This window comes from Microbulbifer regidiadema (SeqCode) (assembly GCF_052466995.1).
In genome coordinates this window covers 1686156-1701544 of record NZ_CP174297.1, presented here as the reverse complement: position 1 = coordinate 1701544, position 15389 = coordinate 1686156, and the positions used below count along the sequence as shown (strand labels likewise).

The 15389-nt window shown below is 49.9% G+C and carries 18 protein-coding genes and 2 tRNA genes; 15 read left to right on the top strand and 5 right to left on the bottom strand.

Features of this window, described 5'->3' with window-relative positions; translation table 11 throughout:
- Positions 1 to 671: 671 nt before the first annotated feature.
- Both ACJJIK_RS07240 and ACJJIK_RS07235 read left to right on the top strand, forming a co-directional pair.
- A complete protein-coding gene (locus ACJJIK_RS07240; RefSeq protein ID WP_444944606.1) occupies positions 672 to 1295 on the top strand; it encodes a hypothetical protein in 624 nt (207 codons plus the stop codon).
- Complete coding sequence (locus tag ACJJIK_RS07235; protein WP_444944605.1) at positions 1292 to 1654, top strand: hypothetical protein; 363 nt, start codon at positions 1292 to 1294, stop codon at positions 1652 to 1654. The genes ACJJIK_RS07240 and ACJJIK_RS07235 overlap by 4 nt, the downstream gene beginning before the upstream one ends.
- Before the next feature lie 579 nt (positions 1655 to 2233).
- Here the strand turns inward: ACJJIK_RS07235 and ACJJIK_RS07230 are convergent.
- Positions 2234 to 2533, bottom strand: coding sequence for a hypothetical protein (locus ACJJIK_RS07230; RefSeq protein ID WP_444944604.1), 300 nt, complete (start codon positions 2531 to 2533; stop codon positions 2234 to 2236).
- Between the two features lie 669 nt (positions 2534 to 3202).
- Here ACJJIK_RS07230 and ACJJIK_RS07225 point away from each other — a divergent pair.
- Positions 3203 to 3290 (top strand) — tRNA-Ser (locus ACJJIK_RS07225).
- Between the two features lie 136 nt (positions 3291 to 3426).
- On the opposite strand, the gene ACJJIK_RS07220 is transcribed toward ACJJIK_RS07225, so the two are convergent.
- Positions 3427 to 3741 (bottom strand): hypothetical protein, encoded by a 315-nt coding sequence (locus ACJJIK_RS07220; protein WP_444944603.1) that lies wholly within the window; start codon positions 3739 to 3741, stop codon positions 3427 to 3429.
- Between the two features lie 389 nt (positions 3742 to 4130).
- On the opposite strand from ACJJIK_RS07220, the gene ACJJIK_RS07215 reads away from it, so the two are divergent.
- Positions 4131 to 4586 (top strand): 3TM-type holin, encoded by a 456-nt coding sequence (locus ACJJIK_RS07215; RefSeq protein ID WP_444944602.1) that lies wholly within the window; start codon positions 4131 to 4133, stop codon positions 4584 to 4586.
- A gap of 193 nt (positions 4587 to 4779) precedes the next feature.
- On the opposite strand, the gene ACJJIK_RS07210 is transcribed toward ACJJIK_RS07215, so the two are convergent.
- A complete protein-coding gene (locus tag ACJJIK_RS07210; RefSeq protein WP_444945044.1) occupies positions 4780 to 4941 on the bottom strand; it encodes a DUF7079 family protein in 162 nt (53 codons plus the stop codon).
- 487 nt (positions 4942 to 5428) lie between these two features.
- On the opposite strand from ACJJIK_RS07210, the gene ACJJIK_RS07205 reads away from it, so the two are divergent.
- Positions 5429 to 5929, top strand: a complete 501-nt coding sequence (locus ACJJIK_RS07205; RefSeq protein WP_444944601.1) for a GmrSD restriction endonuclease domain-containing protein — start codon at positions 5429 to 5431, stop codon at positions 5927 to 5929.
- A 453-nt stretch (positions 5930 to 6382) separates the two neighbouring features.
- Entirely contained in the window at positions 6383 to 6751 is a 369-nt protein-coding gene (hdeA, locus tag ACJJIK_RS07200) for an acid-activated periplasmic chaperone HdeA (RefSeq protein ID WP_444930467.1), read from the top strand.
- Between the two features lie 473 nt (positions 6752 to 7224).
- Here the strand turns inward: hdeA and ACJJIK_RS07195 are convergent.
- Positions 7225 to 7300 (bottom strand) — tRNA-Arg (locus tag ACJJIK_RS07195).
- A gap of 398 nt (positions 7301 to 7698) precedes the next feature.
- Between ACJJIK_RS07195 and ACJJIK_RS07190 the strand changes: the two genes are divergently transcribed.
- Positions 7699 to 7878, top strand: a complete 180-nt coding sequence (locus ACJJIK_RS07190; RefSeq protein ID WP_444930468.1) for a PA3496 family putative envelope integrity protein — start codon at positions 7699 to 7701, stop codon at positions 7876 to 7878.
- A 475-nt stretch (positions 7879 to 8353) separates the two neighbouring features.
- Here ACJJIK_RS07190 and ACJJIK_RS07185 read toward each other — a convergent pair whose 3' ends face one another.
- Positions 8354 to 9037 carry a 2OG-Fe(II) oxygenase gene (locus ACJJIK_RS07185; protein ID WP_444930469.1) on the bottom strand — a complete coding sequence of 228 codons (684 nt, stop codon included), beginning with the start codon at positions 9035 to 9037 and terminating at the stop codon, positions 8354 to 8356.
- Between the two features lie 297 nt (positions 9038 to 9334).
- Between ACJJIK_RS07185 and ccmA the strand changes: the two genes are divergently transcribed.
- From ccmA to ACJJIK_RS07145, 8 genes are all read left to right on the top strand, one after another.
- Positions 9335 to 10009, top strand: a complete 675-nt coding sequence (ccmA, locus tag ACJJIK_RS07180; RefSeq protein WP_444930470.1) for a cytochrome c biogenesis heme-transporting ATPase CcmA — start codon at positions 9335 to 9337, stop codon at positions 10007 to 10009.
- The gene (gene ccmB / locus ACJJIK_RS07175) at positions 9996 to 10709 is read left to right on the top strand and encodes a heme exporter protein CcmB (RefSeq protein ID WP_444930471.1); all 714 of its coding nucleotides are present in this window, start codon (positions 9996 to 9998) and stop codon (positions 10707 to 10709) included. Before ccmA ends, ccmB begins: the two co-directional genes overlap by 14 nt.
- 14 nt (positions 10710 to 10723) lie before the next feature.
- A complete protein-coding gene (locus tag ACJJIK_RS07170; RefSeq protein WP_444930472.1) occupies positions 10724 to 11467 on the top strand; it encodes a heme ABC transporter permease in 744 nt (247 codons plus the stop codon).
- A 1-nt stretch (position 11468) separates the two neighbouring features.
- Positions 11469 to 11711, top strand: a complete 243-nt coding sequence (gene ccmD / locus ACJJIK_RS07165) for a heme exporter protein CcmD (RefSeq protein WP_444930473.1) — start codon at positions 11469 to 11471, stop codon at positions 11709 to 11711.
- 86 nt (positions 11712 to 11797) lie between these two features.
- On the top strand, positions 11798 to 12247 hold the full coding sequence (locus ACJJIK_RS07160) for a cytochrome c maturation protein CcmE (RefSeq protein ID WP_444930474.1): 450 nt from the start codon (positions 11798 to 11800) through the stop codon (positions 12245 to 12247).
- Positions 12244 to 14229, top strand: coding sequence for a heme lyase CcmF/NrfE family subunit (locus ACJJIK_RS07155; protein WP_444930475.1), 1986 nt, complete (start codon positions 12244 to 12246; stop codon positions 14227 to 14229). Before ACJJIK_RS07160 ends, ACJJIK_RS07155 begins: the two co-directional genes overlap by 4 nt.
- Positions 14230 to 14244: 15 nt before the next feature.
- Positions 14245 to 14829, top strand: a complete 585-nt coding sequence (locus tag ACJJIK_RS07150; RefSeq protein ID WP_444930476.1) for a DsbE family thiol:disulfide interchange protein — start codon at positions 14245 to 14247, stop codon at positions 14827 to 14829.
- Entirely contained in the window at positions 14792 to 15388 is a 597-nt protein-coding gene (locus ACJJIK_RS07145; RefSeq protein WP_444945043.1) for an IMPACT family protein, read from the top strand. Before ACJJIK_RS07150 ends, ACJJIK_RS07145 begins: the two co-directional genes overlap by 38 nt.
- The last annotated feature ends 1 nt before the right edge of the window (position 15389 follow it).

Sequence of the window (15389 nt, the reverse complement as noted above, 5' to 3'; positions counted from 1 at the left end):
TTATGTTGGGAATTTGGGAAGGAGTATAGTTCCGTGCAGGTCGCCTTGAAGAGCTAATAATTAAAGCTCTTGGCTTTGCTGGAGGGTATTTACTGCTGTATGGAAGCAATATTCATCGCTGCTTCTCGGTAAGTTCGGTTCTCTTTTGGTTAAATGGGCGCCAAAAATTTAGTCCTATCTACACCCTTGATGCGTCAAATAATACTCTCTTTCGACCCCTGGGCTGTAGTGCCTGCAATCAGGTGTAATATGACTACTGCTAATGCTAGCCTCGGACATGGTCTCTTGGTTTGCGGATTTGGATTGAACGGTAGGGACCTGTCGGCTCGCACCTTCCAGGGGGTGGTTTACTGTGTATTGATTGCTTGAGGTTGGGTTGATTGTAGTTGCATGCGCAGTTGGTACCGGTTGTTTGTAATAAAGCAAAATTAAGTCTCGCGTTTGTTTTCTGTTGTGAGTATATTAGATTTTAGCTATTAATAAGCAGGAAGTAGTTTTTATAGTGGGGCATGTGGAGTCGATGATTTTTCATAAAAAAACTAGGGGTAAAATTCCCATACATTACCTTTAGTCAGCCACTGCAATTCAAGTTTGAACTAAGGTCCCGTAACTTACCGGTAGTACTGTTCTCTTTCTTTGAGTTGAGAAAATTTTTTAATAGGAGATTAAGGGTGGATGTAGTAATTCCAATAGTTTTTCCAGACTATAAGATTAGGGTGAATGTTCCGAGATATAAGGTAGATATACTGCCTTGGTTTGATTTTGATAACTTTAGCACGCCAAAGCTATCTCAGAAGCTATCGTATCTAGGTCATGCGGGTGTACTTTTTATTAATGGGAAAAATGGAATAACAAAGTACTATGAATATGGAAGGTATGATGCGGAGAATTTGGGGTTGGTGGTTAAGGCTAAAAATTTGCCAGATGCTTTAGTGGTTAATAATAGGGTTGATCTTGGGTCACTGAAGAGGCCGCTTTCTTTTATATCAAGGGTGTCTGGGCAGTCAGGCAGAATTGAAGGGGCTTATATTGAAGTTGAAGGTAAGTATCAGGCTATGCTTGAATATGCTGAGGGTAGAAAGAAGCAAAATAATAATCCAAATCGTAAGCCATATGAGTTAGATAGCTATAGTTGTATTCACTTTGCCAAAGAGACTGTAGAAAAAGCCGGAGTTGATACACCGATAATGATAGATCCTAGGCCTAACTCGTATATTGGTGAGCTTCGAGATGATTTTTTAGACTTGGATTATACTTATAATAAGTTAACAATTGAAAGTAGGGGGGTATATTGATGGTAAGGAGCCGCAGTCTATTTGTAAGGTGGTTAGCTCTTCTTTTGGTGAGTTTTACACTTTCCTCCTGCACCCAAGAAGTGGAAGGTGAGAGAACTAGGCCTAAAGATGTTCCTGTGCATGCAATTTGGGTAGGTGGCATCGATGGTGGTGTATACGCAATAGTAAAAAAATCAGAGGGTTTGTATGATGTTGTTGTATATTATGAAAATGGTGAAGTAGCCTATAGTGGAAAAATGAGGCTGATATCTGATACTCCACAAGCCATTGATTTTGATGATGCTCAATCTTACCTGGGGTGGGATGGTGATACGATGTACCTTATAAATGAGCAGCGGCTTGTAATGACTAAAGAGTAGGTAGGTTTACTTTAAAGGCGTAAACTTCAGATTCCTATGGATTGGAGATAGGCGCCACACTGGCAGTATTTCTGGTGCCTACTCTGCTAACCATTTATTTCTGATTAATAGTACAGAAGTCCTGGTTTGGGTGAGGGTTATGACTTTGAATAAAAATCCAGAAAAAAATAGTATTGAGAAATTGGGAGGGAGTTGGCAGGGTATAGTGGGTAGGAAGTGTTGCTAGTCGCTTGCCCTCCGTATTTAGAGGGGCGAGTCGGATATAGGCTTGCAGTATAGCCTCTGCTGATTCCTCTAGCCTTCAAAGGGACTTTCAAAGTTGCATTTGAGATAAATCGGCATTTTCCCTAAACGTTCAGTCGCTCAAGGGCAGCCTCTCATATTTAGTACTCGTCACTCATGAATAGTCGTAGGCATCTGGATTGCTCATCTGGGATTGCTGAACGAATGCACTGTTAACTTGATGTGTGATTCCCTTCCTCTCATTTGCATACAGTATTTGACTCTGAGGGTTCTACTGTACCAATATCGAACCCTCCCAAAGATCTAGGCCATTTTCACTGGCCAACTTATATCATTCTATTTTTTCCATATCACACTGATATAAAGTACATATAGAATAGCCGCTACGATAGGCATAAGGTACCACCAGTAAGAGGAGGCTGTTCCGTTGTGGGTGTATTGATATATAACAATACCGGTGGAAAGTAACCCAAGAAAAGGTAAAAAATATAGAGAAATCGCGAGTATCGCGGATGAAAAGGTTGATAAATCTTTTCCGTTGGCAATGCCGCCCCAGGCAAAGACGGCCATCATAAAGAGAAAGCCGGAAAAAGCTAGCTGAAAGAATGATCCTATAATCACCCAAGTTAAAGACATGTTACTTCCTTGATTTTTGATCCTTGAATCCTGTATTCATCCCTGACGTATAGTAGCCTAATACTCCCAAGTACTTGGCTAAGGTGCTAAAACTACTAAGCGTGATGAGATATAACAATAAAGTGTATAGGTCGGCATTTCAAATAGGAATCAGGGAGAGGCGTTATCGCCTTGGCTTCTGGGATGGGGTCGATTCCTAAGACTGTAGGAGGTACTAGATAACGATGCCAACCCCTGCGGAAGTGGAAGGAAAAGTTTGTAAGCTAAGCTTGCCCCGGCAGAGTGCTTTCTGAAAAACCGGCAACTGCCAAATTTAGTCTGAACTAGTACACTTTACCCGCCCATCTTTATCTCTACCTACTTACGGCCATGCTCTGCGGTGGTTGCGGTATTTTCAAGTTAGTTGTCACTCCTGGGTCGGCCTGGAATGTTTAAATTTTGAGCTTATATTACATATGAGTTGTGTGAAATTTAACCTTTTTCATCAATATGAGCCTCTAAAAGTGGGCGCGGGCATAAACATTTGAGATTCAGCTGGAACTTTCCCCGGTATTTGGGTAAAGTGCGCACTCTCTCGACGATATAGTAGCTATCTTCTTGATTTTCCTGAAGATTTCTCTGAGGCGAGACCGCTGAAAGGCGGGTGACCCCGACAAAGGGTGACAATCTGGTGAGGTGTCCGAGTGGTCGAAGGAGCACGCCTGGAAAGTGTGTATGTCGAAAGGCATCGAGGGTTCGAATCCCTCCCTCACCGCCATCTTCCAAGAGCCCGGCTTGTGCCGGGCTTTTTGTTTTTGAGGCTTTCCCTCTTTGGTGCGCTCTTGGTTGTTGGCACTCTGACATAGAGTCAGCTTGCTCCCCTAGATATCTATAGAGTCATATTGAGGCTAACCCTAGTCTTTACTCGATGCACTTTCCCAGATTTCTTCGAAGCCATGAATAAACATGTAACCCGAAATTTTGTTGAAAAGTTTATACATCCAGAATTCTATGTCAGATATACCTTCAATTACTTTATTTTCGCCACTGTCTTTTATCGCTAGATCTGTCATTTGCCAAAATGATTTTGTTAGTGAAGATGCCATCTCAATTGAGTCAACTTGTATTTTTGACATAATAAAATCTACGAGAAGTTGATCATCCATTTTTCTGGCATAGTGTAAGGCGAGAATTCTAGCCTCAGATTCAGACTCTTTAAATTTAAGCACTTTTTAAGCCTTTAGCTTCCGGTTTATCTTGGGCGTCAATTTTGTATTTTGATTGATGGGTTAAAAAGATAAGTTTGCCGTCCGGAAATGGGCGGGTGATGGCTTTCTCCCAGCGGTATTAATGTTGGCATTCATTACTTACTTCTCTTGAACCCTATTGATCTGTCACCCTGTGCGTTTTCACTCGGGGAGCATACAGGACGTCTAAGGTCGTTCAAAAGCCCTGATTTATCTAGTTAACTCTCCCTTGGTGTTCAAAGCTGTATGGGCATCAAAGTGGCTCAGATGTCTGACGGGTAGTCCAGGCGCGCAAGTTTATGCCGAAGTCTCACGATTATACTGCCAGTAAGGCCTGGGCTAAATATCAATCACTTTATATTGGAGTCCTCATGAGTTTTGATCCCCTAACGGCACTTTTACAGGCCGGCAAGATGGCAATTGAACGTATCTGGCCCGACCCGGCAAAGCGTGCTGAGGAGGTTCGAAAGTTAGAAGAGCTCAAGCAGAAGGGTAGTTTGGCAGAGCTGAATGTTCAGGTGCAGTTGCTACTCGGGCAGCTGGAAATTAATAAGGTCGAAGCTCAACACAAAAGCCTATTTGTTGCAGGTTGGCGCCCTTGGATTGGTTGGGTGGGAGGCTTGGCGCTGGCCTATCAGTTTGTTCTGTATCCATTGCTCTGCTGGTGCTGGGCAATCTACAGCGCTAAGGGCTTAATACCCTTGGAAATGACCCCGCCCCCAGTGCTGGAAACCGGTGCGTTATTTTCAATGATAACGGCTATGCTTGGGATAGGTGCAATGCGTTCGTACGATAAAGCCCGTGGTACGCAAACACACAAAATTTAACGACTTGTATCAGCAGCTGTGGTTTCTCTTAAGCGCAATTAATGGTTTTATTTTTTCCAGTGCTCGTTTGTAGTCCGCCTGAGAATCCACGGCCTGCGTTTTCCATAGCGGTGCCTTGTTGATATAAGCCTTAATAAGGTTAGGGTGTTGAAACCTGTCCACTCGGGTAGTGGATTGCAAAAAATATTAAACCTCAAGGCGGGTAGTACTTCGCGGGTAGTACTTCGTTGAATAGTATTTCCTCTGATTCATTTAGCGTGTATTTTGATTTGGCGCAACACCTGGCGATATGCTCATACAAGCAGTCGTGGTCTGTATCCATATAGAGGTGTTGCATGCTGTCCCATAACGGCATTCGATCTTTAACATCTTCTTTAGGCGGTTTCATTTTTAAAATCCTGTCAGCAAGGGTCAATGCTGTTTCCATTCTAGGCTGCCGCCAATATTATTTCTGGTGTTTTTGAAAATTGGGAGCTGACTAGAATCTAGAGTTTTTAATAAAGCGGTCGGTTTGCTATTTGGTTTTGGGGGTGTCGTGGCGATAAATGTATAGAAATACAGAACCGAATTTTATTTCATTATTGAGGTCGGGACTAAAGTACTCTTTTAGAGGGAGTAGGTTTTACTCTGCCTGAGAATGCTGGGTCTATCGGCAGGTGGAAGTGGAAAGTTGAAAAACAGTTTGCAGTAAGGCAGTAATTTAAGTGTGTTTTTTGTAAGGTCAGGGAGTGTCGTACACTCGTGCCAGCTAGATTGTATGTCAAAATAGTTTGACTTATTGACGGGGCAGGTAGCGATAAGCAAAATGCCCCTCCAGCAGTAATTAGTCGCAGTTTAGATTTATGCGAGTCAAATCTTCGTTATTAATCGCTTTGTTAACGCTCAGCGGATGCTATGAACCCGCGCCTCAGTCTTACGATCGCAATGAGTGGTTGCCGCGTTGGTCTGATGTTGACGGCGATTGCCAGAATACTCGCCAGGAACTCTTGATCCGACTTTCGTTGGCGCCAGTTACCTTTGGCAATGAGAAAGGGTGCACCGTAGTATCCGGTTTGTGGATGGACCCTTACACCGGGCAGTTTTTTGAGCAGGCGTCAGATTTGGAGGTGGAGCATATAGTGCCGCTATTTTGGGCGCATCAATATGGTGGAGCTGAATGGAGCCGCGAGCGGCGCAAGGCTTTTGCGGAAGATCCGGCAAACCTGTGGCCGGTGGACGATAGTCACAATCGAAGTAAGGGGGATAAGGGGCCCGACCAGTGGCTGCCGCCCTATGAGCCCGCCCAGACTATTTATATTCGCCAATTTAAGGCTGTTGCCCGCAAGTACGGGCTCGACCGTTGAGCTAGATAAGCGGTACCCCTTGCAGGGGTAAATGACTGCTCGCTGCTGGGGGCCCCTGCCAATAATTTCTGATCTGATCTGATCTGATCTGATCAGTGATAGACCTAAATCCAATTGAGAGAAGTGCTTTGCTGCAGGCAGGTTGTCCCCTCCATTGGTCCTGCCTTCTGTGGCTAGAGTGGTATGCAGGTTGACGAGGTCATCAAGTGTGTTTCACTGCCCCTAAAATGAAAAATACGTCTATTCTGTTAAAGGATCAGGCATTGGGTGATTTTGCGTCTTGGCTTGCGTTTCCGCTGTCGTAAGGCCGGTCAACCGGGCCCTTCCTTTGTCTCGCTATCTATCGCGGCCACTTCGGTGACTTGTTGTCCAATCCGTGGATAGCGAACGGATTGCATATTAGCTGCAATTGATTCACAGGGTGATTCCCCTGGATATATTGGAGATCGAATTGTGAAAAGTAAGCAGTACATCCTTCCTTTGGTTATTGTCAGCCTGGCTGCTTCTGCGGCCTTTGCCGACAAGCATCCCAAGAAGGCGGCAAAAGACTGGACCTGTGCAGATTTTCTGGCGATTGATGATGAATTTAAGCCCAAGGCGGTCTATTGGGCTGCGGCTTACTCCGGGAAAGGTAAAGAAGAGGGGGATGTGCTGGATATCGATGGCACAGAAAAAGTAACGCCGATGGTGATTACCGCTTGTACAAGAGCCCCTAAAGAATCCTTCTGGGGTAAATTCAAAGAAGAGTGGCACAAGGTGAAGATGCATCACGAGGAAAAGAAAGCTGAGAAGCAGATGATGAAGATGCAGGGCGGCAATTAGACGAACAATGGCGGTGGTGCTAATCGCGCAAGTGGGCCCTGTTAGTCGGGGTATTCACCAATAGTTGCCGTGATATTTCCCCGGGCCCGGCTTGTGTCGGGCTTGCCGATTTGGGGATAGCGATAAAGGGGCTACTCCGTGATACTTCGGGCTTCAGGTGGTTTTACTGTCAGGGCGCGGTTATATCCGAGTGTATGGGGCTGAAGAGATTCTATTCGCACAGGTTCGTGCCTGGTAGCTACTGATTTAGGTATTGCAGAAGCATGTTGGGCCTCTTTTCAAGATGGAATAATTTTGAACAGTGACTGTGAGGCGTTGAGTAAAAAACACCCAGGAAAGATGCTGTCGTCAACAAGATAGTAAAGGGGGGGGAAGCGACTGCTCGCTGTACTGGGCTTTTTCGGGATGGATTAACCTTGCTGCTGCTTGTGTGTCGGCTAAGGTGTTTGTGCGCTGGTTCACACGGGTAAGTATGGCGCCCCCGGGTGGACTCGAACCACCAGTCCGGACTTAGGAGGTCCGTGGTTTATCCTGTTAACCGACGGGGGCCGCTACTGAAGAGGGCGCCATTCTAGCCTGTGAAAGCCCTCGTGTCATGTCATCCTTTGCCCGTTAGTGTATCGAATCTCAAACGGTGGTCTGTATTGTGTCACTCAGGGTAACATTAGAGCCACTCGGTTACCCCTATTCCCGTCATTCACAATTCTTAAAATTTTCGAAAAAACTTCATCAATCTGCCTTTTTTGTTCGTTACTTTGACTTGGAAAACGTAATTTTTGCGGATGGCTTTGCATAGTGATTTGTCGGGTAATTTTCCCGTGTTAAGTGTGTTTCCACTTGATGAATTATTGCTTGACCACAATTGATCGGGCTGGCTAATCTGCAATCGCACCCTCGGTGCAATAAGGAAATTTTTGCATTCTCTAGTCAAGATTATGGAGTTTCGTATGAGCGGCCACGTTAACGAAAGACACCTAGATTTTGATAGTGTGGGTATTCCACAAATTGCCACTGAAGTGCTGAAGGAGGCCACCTCCCAGCCACCACGCGACGCCCGTCGAATGGTAGAAGATAAACTGGAGGAGAAGCGTTTAAGACGTGAATTAATGGATTATGACTTCGACTAATAAAGTATGCTGAGGTATTAAGGGCTTCAGTAATCTATGCAGGGTGCGGAGAGGCAATAAAAGTAATTGCAAAAGCTGATTGTTTGAACTGTACCCTGCGTAGTTAATTAAAAACTTGCCTTTCCTGTCCGTCACGCCCTTGTATTTTCCGGTAAAGATTTTGTTGTGCTTAGAAAACGCCGGCCCGCTATCTTCCCTTCTTATCTCATTTATTAATTAGCTCTCCCAAGCTGCTGTGTTGCAGCTCTCATCAGTGGTGGTGAGTACTTGCGGCGAGTTGCGTCTAGCATCTGTAGCCGTCAAAGCCCACAGGAATATTACGGAATTATTCCCAGGCTCCCGGGTTTATTGCTTCTTGAAAGTGGGAGCTGGAACTTATCAGGGGTATATTGAGAAGTGAATCTTTCAGGGCCTTGGGCCCGCTTGGTAAGCGGGCTTTGTGTTATTGGTTAGAGATGGCCGCAGTTTACAGGTTTTATGCGATTGCTGAGTTATCCTTAAACCCGCCCAGCAAGCGTTTAAGCTTTGAAGCGAACTTGCCGCGCTTGGCCTTCCTGTTTTTGTCGGCGTCACTGACCAGCCAGGCCACTTGGATAACCAGTCTCTTGCCCTCGAAGGGCAAGTGTCCGTGGAAGGAGTTGTCCGCTCGCTTAAATGCGGCCAGGGTGCCATAGGTGGGTCTAACTTCCGGAGCTGCGGTATCCTCAAAATTGTCGCCACTGTTTAAGAAGCGCAGACACCCGGTGCCATCCAGAGACCACTCTGGGTTGAGGTAGAGTAGGGCGGTGGCAATTTTTGATTGGCCGTCGGTATGGATGCGGCCGTGACGTTTCTTGAGTGTGCGGCTAATAGAAACATAGGTTGGGTATTGAGAGAGATTCTCAATACCTAAGTTGTTGCCGATAGCATCGGCAAACGCCGGCGCTCTAAATTGTTCAATAAGTTCATTGATTGTGGTGCCACAGCTACTTCTATCGTAGGGAAGGTAGCCGGCTCCTTTGAGCTGGGGGAAATCTTTAATAAAGGATGCCATAAGCTCCTCTGCCAATAAGTTCTCGGCGATGAAGAAGGGAAATGGCCGCTGGTAAATCTGGCTTTCCCGGCCGGTTATCGTATTGGCATCGAGCCAGGGGGCGATAGGGGTGGCGAGGTTGGTCATAGACACGCATCCTTACGAACGAAAGTATTGGCCCTTTCGGGTTCCAGTCTTATGTCGACTGCTGAGAACACCCACTTCCTTGGGGTACAGCGAGAAATAGGTACGGAGTTTCACGACGCTGGGAAAGTATCAAAACGGTCATTCCCTGCCAACGTAAATAGCGTTTTCCGATGTGAATAAGTGGGCATTCTTGCGAAAGATCAAGTGTGACTGAATTGTTATCGGCTGAGGCAATGCAATTAGCGCTGGTCCCGGTATAATGCCGGCCAGATTTTGTCAGAGCGGTTTTATCCTGAAATGTCTGTGACTCCCAAGTCCCAAGTTGTGCTGCAAGTGAGTGATCTCGCCTGCGAAAGGGATGGTCGGCGCTTGTTTGAGGGCCTGCGGTTCTCTTTAAAGGCCGGTACTGCGATTCAGATCAAAGGAAGCAATGGTGCGGGTAAGACCACCCTGCTGCGCACTTTGATTGGCAGCAGCAGTGATTTCACTGGAGAGATCCTCTGGTGTGGCTCCCCCTATCCGCAGTCGCTGCCGGCCCTGCGGGAGTCCCTGTTGTATATAGGCCACCGGGGCGGGGTGCGCAGTGGTCTGACGCCGCTGGAAAACCTCAGCTGGTATGGGGCTCACCAGGAGGACGCGCTCACTGCGTTGGATAAAGTCGACCTGACAGGCTTTGAAGACAGCCTGTGTCACTCGCTTTCCGCTGGGCAGAATCGACGGGTCGCCCTGGCCCGATTGTTCCTGCCCAACTCCCCCCGTTTGTGGATACTCGATGAGCCCCTCACCGCCCTCGACGTAGTGGGAGTTGCCGCTCTGGAAACGCAGATGGCCGCTCACCTTCACAGTGGGGGGGCGATCCTGCTGACCTCCCACCAGCCCCTGTCGCTGACCGGACTCAGTGCGGTCAATTTGTCTGACTACTCGGTTGCTGAATCTTTTGATGATTTTGGGGGAGCGGATGTTGCCTGCTGATGTCAAAGCGCCGGCGGGCGAAGTGCGTGGCGGCCCCGGTTTTATGGCGCTGTTTCGGATTGAAATGCTCCTGGCATTGCGAAAGCGAGCAGATATTGCCAATCCGTTATTATTTTTTGTGACGGTTTTAGCACTTTTGCCTTTAGGGGTGGGACCTGAGCCCGAACTTCTGGCAAAGATGGCCCCGGGCATGATCTGGGTAATGGCCCTGCTGGCCACCATGCTCTCTCAGGAGAGTCTGTTTCGGGGTGATTTTGAAGATGGCACCCTGGAGCAGCTCACCCTGTTACCGCAACCGCTCTATTTTGCGGTGCTTGCCAAATCCCTGGTGCACTGGATTGCCACAGGCCTGCCGCTGGCACTGCTGTCGCCATTGCTCGCCCTGATGCTGAACTTGCCCGTGGATGGTTACGTTTGTTTGCTGGTTTCCCTGCTGTTGGGAACCGCGAGCTTGAGCTTGATTGGGGCTATTGGAGCGGCGCTCACCGTCGCCTTGCGCCGCCCCGGTTTGCTCCTGGCACTAATTGTTATGCCGCTGTATGTGCCCGTGCTAATCTTCGGCACTGGCGCGGTACAGGCGGCAATTGACGGCTATACCTACAGCGCTCAACTGGCGATTTTGGCCGCACTTCTCGCAGCGGCTGCGGCACTGGCGCCACTCGCTGCTGCGGGTGCAATACGTATTAGCCTGGATAATTGATTCGGAGGTCTTTCTTGGCTTGGCAATGGTTTCACCGCCTGGGTTCGCCCCGCTGGTTCTATCAAAAATCTGAAGCCTGGTTGCCCTGGCTGGCGCTGGCTAGTGTTTTATTGCTCGCTGTTGGCAGTGTCTGGGGCCTGGGTTTTGCCCCGGAGGATGCCAAACAGGGCAATAGCTACCGGATTATCTTTATCCATGTACCCGCCGCTTTCCTGGCCCTGGCCGGTTATTACATTATGGCGATCAGCGGCGCTATCGGCCTGATCTGGAAGATGAAACTCTCCTTTGCCGTGATGCGCGCTGCGGCGCCGATCGGCGCGGTGTTGACGTTTATCTCATTGTTTACCGGCGCTGTGTGGGGCAAGCCTACCTGGGGAGCCTACTGGGTGTGGGATGCTCGCATTACTTCAATGCTGATCCTCCTGTTTCTCTATATCGGGGTTATGGCCCTTTCCCGCGCGGTGAGCCGAGAGCAGGTTGCCGATAAAGCCTCCGCACTATTGGCTTTAGTGGGCACAGTTAATATCCCCATTATTTATAAGTCTGTGGACTGGTGGTTTACCCTGCACCAGCCCGCGACAATTCGCCTGACCGAGTCCAGCAGTATTGATCCGAGTATGTTTTACCCACTGCTGACCATGATTATCGGTTTTTACTGTCTGTACGCCTGGACCCTGCTGACCCACACCCGCACTCTGCTGTTGAAGCGTGAGATGCGCACCAAGTGGGTACAGGAAGAGCTAGCGGGAGGTCGATAGAGTGGAATTTCAATTTGCCAACTTGGCCGAGTTCCTGGCGATGAATGGCCATGGCGCTTACGTATGGGTGTCTTATGCGGTGACTTTCCTGTGTCTCGCGGCAATGGCCTTCTATCCGTTTATTGCCCGCCGGGGGCTACAGGCAGAGCTGGCGCGCCAGCAAAAACTGGCCCAGCGCCGCCGTCAGGTAGTCAGTGAGCGCACACAAGCCAAAGAAAAAGAAACAGCAGAGGAGCCGGCTTAATTTTAATTTGCCGGATTCTAGTGGGTAGGGTGCTGGAGAACCTATCCGCGAACAGAATTAAATAGTTATGGAGTAGGACTAAGACAATGCACCCTGTACGCAAGCAACGCCTAATACTCGTACTTGTTTTGGTGGTTTTGTCCAGTGCAGCCGTGGGCTTTGTAGCCTATGCGATGCGCGGCAATATCGATTATTTCTATGCCCCCAAGGCTTTTGCAGCGGGTGAAGTCCCTATGGAGAAGCGAATTCGTGCGGGTGGATGTGTCGTCCCGGGCAGTGTGCAGCGCGCTGTAGATAGCCTTGATGTGCAGTTTGTGATTACCGATGGCGAGGCCCAACTCTCCGTTGTTTTTGACAAAATCTTACCGGACCTTTTTGCCGAGGGAGAAGCGGCAGTTATTACCGGTCAGCTGATGCCCAACGGTGTTCTGCGTGCGGACCAGGTACTGGCCAAACACGATGAAACTTATACCCCGCCGGAGGTTGCCGATACCATGGTCTCCCACGAAGGTTGCACCGATGGAGCGAAAATATGATCCCTGAGCTGGGCCATTTTGCATTAATTATTGGCTTGCTGCTTTCTATTGCTCTCGCGACAGTGCCGATGGCCGGCAGCTACTCATCGCGTCCGGTGTGGATGGAGGCGGGACGCCCGCTGGCCCTGGGTATTTTTGCTTTTGTATTGATCGCGTTTGCCTGCCTGACGACTTCCTTTGTGCAGAGTGATTTTACGGTTAATTACGTTGCGCAGAACTCCAACAGTATTCTGCCGGTTTATTACAAAGTCACTGCTGTTTGGGGCGGGCACGAGGGCTCGATCCTGTTGTGGCTTTTGATTCAGGCGGGCTGGGCTGCGGCCGTAGCGCTGTTTGGTAAACAGTTGCCCGAAGAGCTGTCTGCGCGGGTTTTATCCGTGCTCGGTTTTGTCTTGATCGGCTTCTTCCTGTTTATCCTATTCACCTCCAACCCGTTTGATCGCACCCTGCCATTTCCGCCGATGGAGGGTTCAGACCTGAACCCGCTGTTGCAGGACCCGGGTATGATTTTCCATCCGCCCCTGCTGTATATGGGGTATGTGGGCTTCTCGGTGGCCTTCGCCTTTGCCATTGCCGCGCTGCTCGGCGGCCAGCTGGATGCGGTGTGGGCTCGCTGGGCCAGACCCTGGACTGCGGTGGCCTGGGGCTTCCTAACCCTGGGTATTGCCCTGGGCAGCTGGTGGGCCTATTACGAATTGGGCTGGGGCGGCTGGTGGTTCTGGGACCCGGTTGAGAACGCGTCCCTGATGCCCTGGCTGGTGGGCACGGCCTTGATGCACTCCCTGGCGGTGACTGAGAAGCGCGGCCTGTTTAAGAGTTGGACTATCCTGCTGGCGATTTTCGCCTTCAGCCTTAGCCTGCTCGGAACCTTCCTGGTGCGCTCCGGGGTTATTACCTCGGTGCATGCCTTTGCCACAGACCCGCTGCGCGGAAGCTTTATCCTGGGCTTCCTGGCTGTGGTTATTGGCAGCTCTCTGTTGTTGTTCGCACTGCGCGCACCGACTGTCAGCGCGCGCAGTGTTTTCTCTTTCCGCTCACTGGAGACCTTCCTGCTCGGCAATAATATTCTGTTGATGTTGATTATGGGGATGGTTCTGACCGGCACTCTGTATCCGCTGCTGGCCGACGCCATGAACTGGGGTAAGGTCAGTGTGGGCCCGCCCTTCTTCAATCTGTTCTTTGTGCCGCTGACGGTTGTTCTGTGTCTGCTGCTGGGAATGGGGGTGCGCGCCAACTGGAAAGACAGCCGCTGGGATAAGCTGCTGAGCGCATGGCGTTTGCCATTTGTCGCTTCGCTGGTAGTTGCCTTGCTGTGGACCCTGGCCCTGGGAGATTTCCACTGGGGAGCGGCACTGGGTATCTTTATTGGTCTCTGGGTCTTTGCCTCCAGTCTCGCTGATATCGTGGCCAAGACCCGCAATTCCAGCTCATTCTTTGCCGGTCTCAAGCGCCAGAGAGCCAGTTACTACGGTATGCATATCGCGCATATCGGCCTTGCGGTTTCGGTACTGGGGGTGGTGCTGACCACCGTCTACAGCGTCGAGGAAGATGTGCGTATGGGGGCAGGGGACAGCTTCCAAGTTTCCGGTTACGAGTTCAAATTTGATGGTGTGCGTATGGCCCAGGGGCCCAATTACCGGGCCTTTGAAGGTGTCTTGCATGTCAGCAAGGATGGCGAGCCGGTTGCGGAGCTGCACCCGCAGAAGCGCAATTATCTGTCTGGTGGCAACACCATGACAGAGGCGGCGATCGATACTGGCCTCTTCCGCGATATCTATGTGGCCCTCGGTGAGCCGCTGGACAGGTCCAATCCCAGTGGCGATTGGGCCGTGCGCCTCCAGTACAAAGCCTTTGTGGTTTGGATTTGGCTGGGCTCACTGCTGATGGCGATCGGTGGAGCTATTGCGGTGGCGGATAAGCGCTACCGCAAAGCGAAAGTCGCTAAGGCGCTAGACGTTTCAGGCAATGTTGCTACGGCATAATAGTTGGAAAGGATAATGTCGAGACTCAAACTCTTTTTGCCCCTGGTGATTTTTGCCGTACTGGCCCTGTTATTTTGGCGGGGCCTCTTCCTGAACCCACAGGAAATGCCATCGGCACTGCTGAATAAGCCCGTGCCGGAATTTTCCTTGCAAAAAGTGGCGGATAACAGCCAGGTTGTAGAGAAGAAAGACCTTCCCAGTGGCCCACATTTGTTGAATGTGTGGGCGACTTGGTGTGTGGCCTGCCGGGTTGAACACCCCTACCTGAACGCTCTGGCTGAGCAGGGTGTGCCGATTGTTGGCGTTAACCTCAAAGATGAGGACGAGGCGGCGATCAAGTGGTTGGAGAAATTCCACAACCCCTACCTGTATAGCCTGGCTGATCGGGATGGCCGTTTGGCCCTGGACCTGGGGGTTTTCGGTGCACCGGAAACCTTCCTGGTGGACGCCGAGGGAACAATTCGCTGCAAGCACGTGGGTGTTGTCGACAACAAAGTCTGGCAGACCAAGCTTCAGCCCCTGTATGAGAAATTAAAAAACCAGCGCTGGGACGATATTGTCGGTGAATTATCAGATTCCCTCATCTCCCGTTGTCAGTGAGACGGAAGAAAAGAAGAGCCGTTTTATCTGCTGGCTGGGGCCAGTAGAAGATAAAGCGGCTTTTCAGCAACAGCTGGATACTGTCCGCGCTCAATACCCCGATGCCAGCCACCACTGTACCGCACTGGTAATCGGCAACCCCTCCAATCCCGACGCTATGCAAGCAGATGACGACGGTGAGCCGGGGGGCAGTGCCGGGCGGCCGATGTTGGAGTTACTGCTGAAGCAGGGGGTTGGCAACGTGGGAGCTATTGTGACCCGCTATTTTGGCGGCACCAAGCTCGGGGTTGGCGGCTTGATGCGGGCTTATCGCGGTGCGGTGGGTGCCGCTTTGCAAGATATCCCCTTGCAGCCCTTTATCCCTTTAGTCCATATGTCGATTTGCTGTGATTTTGCCCAGGAGGCGCGCCTGCGTTTTTTAGTGGGGCGACACCAGGGGCAGTGTGGCCAGGCGGAGTACGCCAGCAGGGTTACCGTACCTATTTCACTTCCCCAGAATCAGTGGTCGTCACTGCAGGCGCAGTTATTGGCGGAGAGTTTTCAGATTCTCGACGATTGAG